The following is a 12,610-nucleotide window of genomic DNA, read 5'->3' as shown; positions in this document are numbered from 1 at the left end:
TCAGGAACAGCCGCGGCCGAGGCCGAGCGATGTCAGGTCGATGGAGTCGGCGAATGCCTTCATGCCGGCGTCGTTGGGGTGCAGATGGTCACCGGAGTCGTACGCCGCGCCCAGCCGCTGCGGATCCGCCGGGTCCCGGACCGCCCGGTCGAAGTCGGCGTAGTCGTCGAAGACCGTGCCGGAGCCCCGGACGAACGCGTTGACCTGCTGTCGCCGCGCTTCCGTCTCCTCACTCCAACCGCCCCAGGTGAAGTCCTTGTACGGAGTGATCGTGGCGCCGACGACCCGCATCCCGCGCTGGTGCGCCCGGGCGGCGATCTCGGTCATCCCGGCGATGATCTGCTCGGCACTCGCCCCGCCGAGGTCGTTGATCCCCTCGAAGAGGATCAGGGTCCGCGCCCCCGGCTGGGAGAGCACGTCACGGTCGAGCCGGTCGAGCGCCGAGGGATTCGTCGCGCTCCCGGCGGTGATCCGGTTGCTGGTGATGCCCGCGTTGAGTACTCCGGCGCCCGGCAGGCAGGCGTTCAGCCGGGCCGACAGCAGGTCGGGCCAGCGCCGGTTGGTGTCGGCCGTCGAGTAGGACCCGTCGGTGATCGAGTCGCCGAGCGCCACCACCGCCCCGGTCCTCGGCGCGGTCACATCGACGCCGCTGAGGAAGGGCCAGCTCGTGGTGGTCCACGTGTAGGCGCCGCCGGAGGTGTCGGCGGTGTGGTCGCCCGCCCCGTAGTTGGTCCAGTACACGGTCTGCTGCGCCCACCAGTGATCGGTGATGTGCGTGACCTGGCCGGGCAGATGGAGACTGACGACCAGGTCGGTCAGGGCCGGCACGGCGAGTCCGACCGGGTCGCTCACAGCCTGGCCGCCCGCCGGGATGGTGACCGCGCGCTTCCCGCCGAACCGCACGTCGTACGGGCGCGCCACGGCGGAACCCCCGTCTCGCAGGCCCACGGTCGCGTGCCCGATCGTCACCGGGTCGGTGGCGTAGGCGTTGGTCAGCCGGATGCGCACGGATGAGCCGCCGACGCTGGTGTGCACCGGCATCCGTACCGTCGCCTCGGACATCCCCGAGACCTCGTAGTGCTCGCTGGCCGCCGTCGCCCAGGTGCCCGTCCAGGCGAGTCGAGCGCTTTGCTGACCGGCCTCGGCGGGTGCCACCGTCCCCGCCACGACGGCCGAGACCGCCATGAGTAATGCCGCGAGCCTGCCGCGTATCCCAAGCATCTGACGCCCCTTATCGTTCCGTTTGCTGTTCCGCGCCGGTGCGCGCGAGCGCCTGGTACGCCTTGGCGGCGCCCTCGGCCCTGAGGTTCACGAACGCCGGGGTCACCCTGAGCGGCGCCGCGTACCCCCTGAGCGTCACGGGGCCGCGGACGACCTTGCCGTTGGTGACGTCCCGCCACGTTCCGGTGGGCAGGAAGACGTCCCGGGTGGTGCCTTCGTCGAGCTTCGGCGCGGCCAGCACGGCCGGGCCGAGCATCCACTCGTCGGCGACCGTGTAACTCGCCTCGTCCTTCGGGAAGTCGAAGAACAGCGGCCGCATGATCGGATCGCCGGTCTTCAGCGTGCCCTGCACCTGGTCCCAGATGTAGGGGGCGAGCTTCTCGTGCGTCTTGATCGCCTGCCGGTAGAGGTCGACCGTCTCGCGGTCGTAACCGACCCACTCGCCGGTCGTCGCGTCCCGTACGCCGGTGGGCGAGGTCGAGGCGTACATCAGCGGCATCAGGGAGGCCGCCTGCGCCCAGCGGGCCAGGACCTGCTTGGTGGGCGGCGGGTAGCCGAGCGAGCCGCCGATCATGTCGGTCTCCACGAACGGGTAACCGATCGTGGAGACCGCCAGGTTGGCCGAGACGGCGGCACGCAGCCCCGCGAAGGTGGTCGGCTTGTCTGCCGTGCGGGTGGCGAAGCCCTTGGCCTGCGCGGCGTTCCAGGCAACCCTCAGCCCGGCTCCCTGCTGGTCGAACGCGTCGGCCAGCTCGGTGCCGTACTTCACGTAGTCGGCGCGGGTGGCCCCCGGGTAGGGGGCGCACCGGTCGTCGAAGAAAGCGGTGTCGAACTTGAAGCCGGCGACCCCTAACTCGCTTGTCTGGGCCTTGAGATCGTCGGTGTACCACTGCCGGGCGGCAGGGTTGGCCAGGTCGATCAACCCGGTCTGGCGGCCGTTCCACCAGGTGAACAGGCACGGCTTGGACGGGTCGGACGGGTCCTTCAGCAGATAGCCGTTGTCGACGGCTTCGGAGAAGTCGGCGGCTGTCTCGGGCATGTACAGGCCCGTCCACATGCCGAGGTCGAAGCCGAGGGCGCCGAGTTGCCTGGACAGGGCGCGCAGATCGGGAAAGCGTTCGCCGAAGTCGGAGGCGATCACGCTCTCCTCGACCTGCACCGCGTGCCCGCCCAGCCCGGCGCCGGCCAGCGCGCGGGCCCAGGCGAGGACGTTCTCCTGGGTCTGCTCGCCGTAGAGCTGCGCCCAGGAGTTCCAGAGCGGGGTGGCGTACTGCTCGTAGGGGATGTCGGAGCGTTCGGGTCTGCCGACCAGCGCGATGTGGTCCCGGTACACCGCCGCGGGGGTGTCCTCGACGAACACCGTGGAGGCGGCGGGCCGGTCTCCGGTGACGGTGAACTCGCCGAGCCCGTTGCCGCCGGAGTTGATCCGCACGTCCATCGGGTCGTTCGTGTCCGCCCACAGTCCGGTGGCACTGGAGGTGTACCAGAAGGGGGAGACCACCTGGTAGGACGCCGGGCTGAACCCGGTGTCCACCACCTGCCCGGAGTCCAGCGGCCACGGCTGGACGGTCTGGTCGCTGTTCTCGCCGTGCCCGTACCAGTGCCCGGCACTGTTCAGGTCGTACGCCGTGCTGAGCGTGTCGGCCCGGGCGCCCGACAGGGACCAGTTCATGTCGTACCGGTCGGAGCGCAGGGCGATCCGCAGATCGACGGTGACGCCCGGCAGGTCGGTGGCGGCGGTGACGCGCAGGGTGTTGCCGTCACGGGTGCTGCCGGTGACCTCCCGGACGATGTGCCAGTCGGCGCCGATCCGGAACCGGAACGCCGCCGGTGCGGTGGCCAGTACGGTCCGGCCCTTTTTCACGGTGGTGACGGTCAACCGGTCCGTGGCGACGCGCAGTTCGTAGGCGGGCGTCGTGACGGTGACCGGCCCGGAGTCGGCGGCCGCCGGCGCCGTGCCCAGCAGCGGGGCGGCCAGCGCCAGCGCCGCCGAGCCGCAGCGGACGGTTCGTCTCGCCGTAGGCGGCATCAGGCACCACCGCCGCAGGTCAGCTTGGCGTCGGCCCAGTCGGCGTGGTCGAGGGCGTTGCCGTCCCCGGCGTCCGAGACGACGAGTTCGAGCCGCCGCGCGCCTGCCACGTCGACGTCGATGTTCTTCGTCGCGGTGTCCCGGTCGACGGTGCCGCTCTCGTAGACGGGTGTTCCGTCGGCGAGGACGGTGTAGGTGACGGTGGCCGGGCCGTCGGACCGGCCGTAGGTCTCCTGGTCGAGGCCGAGCGCGGCGTGGAACGTGGTGCAGGTGCCGCCGAGCCACACCTGCACGCTGCTGGCGGCGTGTGTGCCGAGGCCCTTCTCGTAGACGGTGTCGTGGAGGGTGAGCGGCAGGCCGTCGCCCTCGGCGTTCTCGCCGACGGACTGGTCGCGTTCGACCGGACCCCAGCCGTTGCTGCTGGAGGCGAACGGCAGATCGCTGACGTAGTGTTCGCCGGTCGTGAGCGGTGGTGGCTGCGCCGCCACCACCTGTTCCCCGGTCACGGAACCGGGCTTGCCGGCCCGGGTGAAGTCGGCGGTGGCGCGGAGAATCGCGACGGTGCCGGTCCTCTGGTCGGCGGGCACGGTGACGGTCCACCGCGCTTTCGCCGAGCCACCCGGTTCGAGGGTGCCGAGTTTCACCGGATCAGCCGGGGTCGCGGTCCAGCCGTCGGGCAGCTTCGGCCTCAGGCTGAGGCCACTGAGCGCCTTGGCGTTGCCCGGTACGGATACCGTCGCCGTGACCTGGTAGGCGGTGCCCGGCTCGACACTGTCAGGGGCGTCGACGGTCACCCGCGCCGGGGTGACCGGGTCGGCGTAGGCGGCGGCGTCGTAGGCCGGGGCGGCCACATCGGCGACCCGCAGCGAGGACCTGACATTGCCGAGCGTGGTCAGGCCGACCTTGCCCAGGCCGCCGCTCTTGGCGTCCTCGCTCCACGAGGCGATGGCGATGGTGTTCTTGCCGTCGGCGCGCAGGATGCCGTTGGGGATGGGGAAGGTGTGCTGGGGGCCGGTGTCGTTGACGTAGTTCCCCATCAGCCAGCCGTTGACATAGATGAGGGCGCGGTAGTCGCGGTCGGGGTTGTCGGTGACCGTGACGCCGACGGAGACGTCCTGGCCCTTGGGCAGCTTGGGGTTGAAGGTGGTGCGGTACCAGGCGATACCGGCAGTGGTATCACTCGTCGGCAGCGTGGCCGCGTCCCACGACCCGTCGGGGAATCCGGGCAGGGTCCAGCCCGAACGCTCCCCGTACAGACCGCCGTTGTTCATGTGCCCGCGCACCGGGTCGACGGGCTGCTCGCCGCCCCTCGCACCCTGGACACGCCAGGTGATCTGCGCGTCGGACCCGGCCAGATATGCCGTGGTCAGGCCGCGCGGCTGCTTGTGGTCGTCGCTGTTCCAGGTGAAGTCCTCGTTGTGGCCCATGGTGCCGACCAGGACGGAGACCACGTTCTCCTTGCCCTTGTGCAGCAGACCGTCGGCGATGGGGAAGGTCTTGCGGCCGGTCTGACTCGTCCCGGCGAACTTCCCATTGATCCACACCGAGTACGCGCCCACCGCGGCCGAGCCGGTGTCCGGGTTGGTGGCGTAGGCGGTCAGGGAGAGGGACTTCTCGGTGCCGGTGGCCTTGAAGCGGCCCCGGTACCAGACGTAGCCGTAGTGGTACCCGTACTCGTCCTGGTAGAGCACCGGCAGAGTCCCGGGCTTGGTCGGGTTGTCGGTGGTCAGCTTGTCGGCGTACGTCCAGGACGAGTCGTCGAAGCCGGGGGCGGCCTCGGGGGTTTCGGCGGACGTCTTCCAGCCGGTCAGCTCGGGGAGCCTGACGTCCTTCGGGCCCGGCACGGTGCCAAGCAGGCTGCCGGAGGAGGTCGGTTTCACGCTCAGGGGTACGCCGTTCCAGGTGACGTTCCGTACGCCGGACGGGGCGAAGACCTCCAGCGGGCCCGCCTTCTTCGCGTCGCCGGTGAGGGCGAGGGTCGTCCCCAGGCCGGTGACGGAGGCCGTGCGGACCAGCTCGGTGCCGCGTTCCAGGACCGGACCGGCTGCCGTGTCCTGCCGCCAGAAGCCGGCGGCCTCGGCGTCGGTGCCGATGAGCAGCAGCAGATCGGGGCGGCCGGCGCTCTGGACGAGGACCCGGGTGACGCCGGAGTGCGTGTAGTCCAGCTTCAGATCGCCGCGCTCGGCGTCCCAGCTGACGTCGGCCTTGCCGTCGAGCACGGTGACCTTGGGCTTGGCGGAGTAGCGGAGCATCGTCTGCCCGGGGTCGCCCTCGCCGCCGTACAGCACGGCTTGTGTACGGCCACCGGTCTTCGCGCTGGTCAGCAGCTCGCTGGTGGAGTAGACGAGCCGCTGGCCGCCGCCGAGGTCATGGCCGGCGACGAGGATCTTGCCGGTCTTGCCGTTGAGCCGGGCGGTGACCGGATAGGTCCCGTCCGGGGTCTTCCAGTCGAAGGTGGTGGTGGCGTCGGCGTCGGCCATCGGGTCGCCGTGCCGGAGGTAGAGGAACTGGGTTTTGGTGTCCGGGTTGGCACGCGCCTCGATGTGCACGGCGTTGTCGGAGGAGGCGGGTGCGTCGGCCGGATCGGTGGCCGTGAGCGGGGCGGTGGTGGTGTAGAAGAGGCCCTGCCGCTTCATCTCGTCGTAGTCGGCGCCGGTCTGGCGCGGCTCACTGATCGGTGCGCCGTAGTCGTACGAGGTGTAGACCTGGCGCGGGTCGGCGAGCCAGCCCCAGTTGGTGCCGCCGTAGGTCATGTACAGGTTCTCGATCGTCGTGCCCTGCATGACCTCGTGCTTGTTGACGATCTTCTGGTAGGCGGGGCCCATCTTCTCCGGGCACTTCTCGTAGCCGGTGTCGCCCCAGGTCTGGAACCAGCCGGTGCCCGCCTCGAAGATCGACAGCGGTGCGTCGTCCTGCTGCCGCTTGAGCGTGGGCAGCCACCACTCGCCCTTGCAGAAGGAGTTGTACTGGTCCAGTTCGCCGACGAAGTCCAGGCCCTCGCCGCCCGCGTACTGCGGCATCGGCTCGTTGCCGACGAGAGGCACGGTGATGCCGTCGGCCCGCACCTGCTTGGAGAGATCGACGATGTAGTCGCGGCCTTCGGGGTCGTACAACTCGTTCTCGACCTGGTAGAGCAGCACCGGACCGGTGCCGTTCGTGACCTGGTGGCGGGCGAGGATCTTGTCGATCTCCTTGAGCCACTCGCGGGCGGCGTCGAGGTATTCGGGGTCGGTGGAGCGGGCCTGTCCCTTCTGCGTCATCAGCCAGCCGGGGAACCCTCCGCCGTCCGTCTCGGCGTTGATGTACGGGCCGGGCCGGGCGATGACATAGAGCCCGGCTTCCTCGGCCATGTCGAGGAGCTTGTCGACGTCACGGATCCCGGTGAAGTCGTAGCGGCCCTTCGCGGGGGAGTGGTAACCCCAGTCGAAGTAGATCGAGACGGCGTTCATGCCGCTCGCCTTGATCTTTTGGAGCACGTCGCGCCACAGATCGGGACTGGGCAGCCGCCAGTAGTGGAACTCCCCGGACCAGACGAAGAGCCGCTTGCCGTCGACCTTGACGGAGTACTTGTCGTAACTGACCGTGTGGGGCTTGGGCTTGGCGACTGCGGCGTCGGCCGAAACCGTGGCGTGCGCGGGCACCGCGGCGGCGAGGGCCCCGAGCAGTACGGAAACCAGCGCCGCGGACAGCAGGGCCTTCAGACGTCCGACTCGGGCGAGGTTCACGAGGAGCCTCCCGCGCAGGTCAGCTTGGCGTCGGCCCAGTCGGCGTGGTCCGAGGAGACATCGCCGGCACCGTCGACCACCAGGTCCAGCCAACGGGCGTCGCTCACATCCACGTCGATGTCGGTGCCGCCGTCGGAGCCCCGCACCACCGGGGTCGTGGTGAGCGAGCGGCCGTCGGCGATCGCCTGGAAGGAGACGCTGCCGCCGTCGCCGACCTCGTCGTCCACCCCGGCGGTGGCGGTGAAGCGGGTGCAGCCGCCGCCGAGATAGACCCGGACCTGGCTGTTCGCGTGGACGCCGAGGCCCTTGGTGTACGTGGTGCCGCCGATGCTCAGCGGACGACCGTCACCCGCCGCGTCCTCCCCGTTCGAGGAGTCCTTCTCCACGGGCCCCCAGCCGTTGACCGCCTTGACCAGGGTCAGGTCGCTCACATAAGCGTCTGCGGACAGCGCGGGCGGTGGCACCTGCACAGCCCGTACACCGGTGACGGTGCCCGGACGGCCGGGCTGGGTGAGCTTGGCGGTCGCGGTCAGGACGGCGTAGTGGACCGGGTCACCCGGCGGGGTGACGGTGTAGTCCGCGGTCACGGTGCCGCCGGGCCGGACCTGGTCGAAACGGGTCCTGTCGTCGGTGGTCGCGGTCCAGCCGTCCGGAACCTTCAGCGCCAGCGCGACGTTCGAGGCCTTCGGCGCGTCCCTCGGCACGCTGAGGGTGACGGGGACCTTGGTCGCGGTGCCGGTGGCGAGGAACGGCTCGGCGTCGACCGTGACGTACGCGCCCGCGGCCGGCATGGCGTAGGTCGTGGCGTCGTACGAGGGCGCTGCCACCGTACCGACCTTGATCCCGCCCGCCGAGGCGCCGAGGTCGACGAGCTTGACCGAATCCGGGCCCGCGCCGGCCTCGGTGGACCACACGGCCAGCGCGATGGTGTTGCTGCCCTGCTCGCGCAGGAGACCCTTGGGGATGACGAATCGTGTCTGCGGCCCGGTGCTCGGCAGGTAGCGGCCGATCAGCCAGCCGTTGACGAAGATCTGAGCGCGGTAGCCGGTCTTGCCCCCGGCTTCGGCGAGATCGAGTGCGAGCGCGTTGTCCTGGCCCTGCGGCAGGTGGAGCGGGGCGGTGGTGCGGTACCAGCGCACCCCGGGCCCGGTCTTCCCGGTCTGCTGGGACAGGGTGGTGCTCTTCCAGCTGCCGTCGGAGTATCCCGGCAGCGACCAGCCGGCCCGCTCTCCGTACAGTCCGCCGTTGTTGTACGGCCCCCGGGCAGTGTCCACCGGGTCCTCGCCACCCCGGTTGCCCTGGATCTTCCAGGTGAGGGTGGAGGCCCCGCCGATCACCTCGGCGGAGAGCAGACCGCGCGGCTCCTTGGAATAGTCGTGGCCCCATTCCTCGTTGTGGCCCGCGTTCTCGACCAGGACGGACAGGACGTTGTCCCCGCCGTCCGAGCCGGACTTCAGCGTGCCCGCCGGGATGTCGAAGGTGTGCGCGCCGTCGCCGGAGCTGCCGAGGTGGCGGCCGTTGAGCCAGACCGCGTACTGGCCGGTGTTGCCGGTCTTGGCGTCGAGAGCGAGCGCGGTCGCCGCACCGGTGGTCCTGAACCGGCCGCGGTACCAGACGTCGCCATGGTGGAAGCCGTACTCGTCCATCGCGAGGACCGGCAGCGATCCGGCCAGCTGCGCGTTGTTGGCGGTGAGGTGGTCGGCGGTGGTCCAGGTCGAGTCGTCGAAGCCGGGAGCGGCCTCCGGTGCCTCCTCCTTGTACTTCCACGTCGTCAGCGCGGGCAGCGCGAGGGGGAGCGGCGCCTGGGTGACGGCGACCGCGCGGCCGTTCCAGGTGACCTTCTTGGCGTCCGAGATGACCTCGATCTTCGCGGACTTGGTGGAGTCGCCGGTCAGGTTCAGCGTGCCGTCCACCTGTTGGGCCGTACGGACCAGGGACGGTCCGCGTACGAGGACCGGGCCCGCGGCGGTGTCCTGCCGCCACCAGTGGGCGGTCTCGGCGGTGTCGGCGATCAGCAGTTCCATGCCGTTCACCAGCACCCGGGCCAGGCCCTTGTGCGTGTAGTTCAGCCGCAGATCGCCGCGTGCGGCGTCCCAGGTGGTGGTGACATCACCGGCGAGGACCTTGACCTCGGGTCGCTCGGCGTACCGCAGCACGGTCTCGCCGGCCTCGCCCGCACGCCCGTACAGCAGCGTCACCTCCCGGCCGCCGATCTTGGCGTGCGTCATGATCTCCGAGGTGGAGTACACCAGCCGCTGCTTCTCACCCAGGTCATAGCCCGCGACGAGGAGTTTGGCGTCCCGGCCGTCGACGGTGATCGTTCCCTGCTGGGGCACGCGCGGGTAGTCGCCGTCCTTGCCCGAGAGGGACAGGGTGGTCTCGTCCTTGTCCTTCACGCGGGTGTCGGCGTGCCGCACGGTGAAGAACTGCGTGCCGTCGTCGGGGTTGACCCGTCGGTCGATGCGCAGGGCGTCGTCGGTGGGGGTCGGGGCCTCGGCCTTGTCGGTGCGCGCCAGCGAGGTGACGGAGTTGACCATGTAGCCGAGGCGCTTGAACTCCTGGTACTTGTCAGTCAGTTGGCGTGACTCGTTGATCGGGGCACCGTAGTCGTACGACGTGTAGACCGCGTTGGGGTCGGCCAGCCAGCCCCAGTTGGTACCGCCGTACGTCATGTAGAAGGACTGGCCGCTCACTCCGGCCGCGATGTTCATCTTGCTGAACACCCGGGTGAAGTCGGTGCCGGTGAGCTTCGCGCAGTCCTGGTATCCGGTGCCGCCCCAGGGGTCGAACGCGCCGCCCTGTGCCTCCGGGATGATCAGCGGGGACTCGGGCTTCCACTCGTTGACGTACGCATAGTCGGGGAGGTTCTTCCAGGTGTCGGGGTCCTTGCAGTCGAAGCCCTGCGGGTAGGCGTCGAAGCCGTAGATGTCGGGGGCGCCCTTGCCGCTCACCCAGTTCTGGTTGGCGCCACCGTCGTTGACGAAGGTGGGCACATCGATGCCGTCCTCCTTCGCCCAGTCGATGAGGGTCTGCATGTAGTCGGCGTCGTGCCGACCGCCCTGGTACTCGTTCTCGACCTGATACAGGATCACCGACCCCGTGCCACGGGTGAGTTGGTGGCGCGCGATGATCGGGTTGATTCGGCTCATCCACTCCCGGGCCGCCTTCAGGTACTCCGGCTCGGACGTACGGTTCACGCCGGCCTGCGTCGACCGCCAGGCAGGCATGCCGCCACCGGAGACCTCCGCGTTGATGTACGGACCCGGCCGGGCGATCACGTACAGGCCCGCACGCTCCGCCTCGTCGAGCAGCCGCTCCACGTCACGGGTGCCGGTGAAGTCGTACGAGCCCGGCTTGGAGGAGTGGTAACCCCAGTCGAAATACAACGAGACCGCGTTGAACCCACCCGCTTTGATCTTCTGCAGGACGTCGCGCCACGCGTCGGGGCTGGGCAGCCGGAAGTAGTGGAACTCGGCACCCCAGATGTACAGGGGTTTTCCGTCGACCTTTACGGAGTACTGGTCGTAGGTGACGGTGTGCCGCGCCGGGGTCTGCTGCTCCGCCTGGGCCGGTGTCACGACACCCGCGCCGGACAGGGACATGGCCGTCAGCGCTCCGGCAAGGAGCAGAGATCTCCACTTGCCCCTCATGACGTCAGCCCCTTCACGACGGCCGCCCGCGCGGTCTCGATGTCGTTGACGTCCTTCGTCCGGCCGTCGAGGTTCCGCGTCGCGGTGGTGAGCGCCTCGGTCAGAGCGTCGCTGTCGGTGCCGCCGTCCTTCTTCCGCAGCTGGGCGATGAGTTCGTAGTCCTCGATGCCGTCCTTCAGCTGCTCCCAGCGGATGCTGGACATCGGTCCGTCCTTGCCCGGGTAGACCAGGTACTCGTCGCCCTGCGTGAAGATGTACACCGGCTGCTTGAAGGGATCGCTGGTCCAGCTGTTGTACGACCAGCGCAGGAAGCCGTCCAGATCCCGCTGGGCGGAGATCCAGGGCAGCATCCGCGACTCGACGGCGGGCGAGTAGGACAGCGTGTTCGGGTGGGCGGGCGAGCCGTACACGTAGAAGGTCGTGATCTTTCCGGCCTCGCGCCGTTCCTCCACCTTCTCCTTCGTCATCGCGTCGATGCCGCCCCAGTCGACCGACAGGTTGGACGCGACGCCTTCGGTGTTGATGGAACCTGCCACGGAGATGCGGTCGTCGAAGGCCGGCGCGACCTCGTGGACGAAGTTCTTGACGACCGTCATGGTGTCGATGGGCCGCTCGTCGAAGGACAGGTAGGTGTCGTTCAGCCAGCCCTTGGCCTTCAGGTGCTTCTCGAAGGCGGGAAGGAACGTCCCCCACGCCTGACGCCAGCGGTCGCCGCCCAGATCGACGTTCTCGTAGACGGTCTTGCCGGTGCTGGTGTCGGTGTAGGTGAGGTGCTCCTGGTCCTGGAACGCCAGCATGGAGAAGGCGCCGATGTCGGGCCCGAGACCGGCACGTCTGGCGGTCTCGACGTACTTGTCCCAGCGGCTGAAGTCGAAGGAGAACGTCTTCCCGTTCCAGGCCCAGCCCACCATGCTGGTGTACGGCGTGGCGGTCTGCGACTGCCGGGTGCCGAGCGACCACTGGTGGTGCCAGGGATTGTCGACGATGGTGGTGTTGATGACTTTCTGACCGCGCGAGGCGAGGTCGCGGTCGTACGTGTCGATCAGCCTCCAGTGCTGGTCGGACCAGAGCTTGACGCCGTAGTTCTTGGCGATCGTCTCCGGCTGCGCCCATACGTCGAGGAAGAAGCTGTAGTTTTTCGGGTCGGGCACGCTCGCGTCAGCGACCTCGATGGTCAGCGGGTACGTGCTCTGGGTACGGCCGTCGGCGTTGACCTTCACCGTGCCGGTGTAGGTGCCGGGCTTGGCCCCCTTGGGGATGTGGAAGGTGAACCACAGCGGCTGCGCCGCGTACGCGGGTACGTCCACCGAGGACCGCTCCTCCAGCGGGTCGCCGACCACGTCCGGGTTGCGGTCGCCGGACACCTCCTTGCCGGAGCTGACCTGGTCGATGGTGGCGGACCAGTCGACCTCGCTCTTGGAGCGCTGCACGGGCACGTACTTGACGAACCGGACCTGGGTGCCGGCACCGGACAGCTTCGCGCCGCCGGGCCCGGTGAGGTCGCCGACCACGGCATTGACGTTGTCCAGATTCTTGCCGGAGGCGATCGCCAACTGCGCCGAGACCTGCTCGTTGCGCACGGCGGACAGCTTCAGCTCCTTGGTGTCCTTGCCCTGTACGGGGGTCATCGGGTAGCGCGGGACCCGCTCCTCCGCGGAGCCGGCGAAGGAGCCGGTGGGAACCCAGGTGATGGTGTCCCTGGTGCCCATGGCGTCGGCGACCTTGACGGTCAGCCAGGTGGTGGTGGCCTTGGAATCGAGGTCGGTGCTGGTGGTCGCCGTACCGGTGACGGCGATCGCGGTGGTGCTCGCGGCCACGACGACACCTGCGACAAAGCCGGCGACGAGTGAGGACGTACGTGCCATGGGGGCTGGGTTCCCTCTCTCACGGAGGTGCAGGGAGTGGTCCCCGGCGAGCCCTGGGGGGCGGGAGGACTGCCGGGAAGCGGGGATGGCCCCCGGCAGGCCCTCAGGGGGAGGAGGGGC

The 12,610-nt window shown here is 69.4% G+C and carries 5 protein-coding genes; all 5 read right to left on the bottom strand.

Annotated elements, in window-relative coordinates; translation table 11 throughout:
* From ACFYRY_RS23745 to ACFYRY_RS23725, 5 genes are read right to left on the bottom strand one after another with little or no spacing between them, the layout of a single operon-like run.
* Window positions 1-1,221: an SGNH/GDSL hydrolase family protein gene (locus tag ACFYRY_RS23745; RefSeq protein ID WP_389148984.1), complete on the bottom strand. Its 1,221-nt coding sequence runs from the start codon at window positions 1,219-1,221 to the stop codon at window positions 1-3.
* 10 nt (window positions 1,222-1,231) lie between these two features.
* Window positions 1,232-3,250, bottom strand: a complete 2,019-nt coding sequence (locus tag ACFYRY_RS23740; protein WP_389148980.1) for a TIM-barrel domain-containing protein — start codon at window positions 3,248-3,250, stop codon at window positions 1,232-1,234.
* Window positions 3,250-6,975, bottom strand: a complete 3,726-nt coding sequence (locus ACFYRY_RS23735) for a beta-galactosidase (protein WP_389148977.1) — start codon at window positions 6,973-6,975, stop codon at window positions 3,250-3,252. The genes ACFYRY_RS23740 and ACFYRY_RS23735 overlap by 1 nt, the downstream gene beginning before the upstream one ends.
* The gene (locus tag ACFYRY_RS23730; protein ID WP_389148974.1) at window positions 6,972-10,625 is read right to left on the bottom strand and encodes a beta-galactosidase; all 3,654 of its coding nucleotides are present in this window, start codon (window positions 10,623-10,625) and stop codon (window positions 6,972-6,974) included. Before ACFYRY_RS23730 ends, ACFYRY_RS23735 begins: the two co-directional genes overlap by 4 nt.
* Complete coding sequence (locus ACFYRY_RS23725) at window positions 10,622-12,490, bottom strand: glycoside hydrolase domain-containing protein (protein WP_389148972.1); 1,869 nt, start codon at window positions 12,488-12,490, stop codon at window positions 10,622-10,624. The genes ACFYRY_RS23730 and ACFYRY_RS23725 overlap by 4 nt, the downstream gene beginning before the upstream one ends.
* Window positions 12,491-12,610: the final 120 nt, after the last annotated feature.

Source organism: Streptomyces sp. NPDC005263 (assembly GCF_042872365.1).
Classification (GTDB): Bacteria; Actinomycetota; Actinomycetes; order Streptomycetales; family Streptomycetaceae; genus Streptomyces.
The sequence above is the reverse complement of the archived record's forward strand: the minus strand, read 5'-3'. Positions and strand labels throughout refer to the sequence as shown.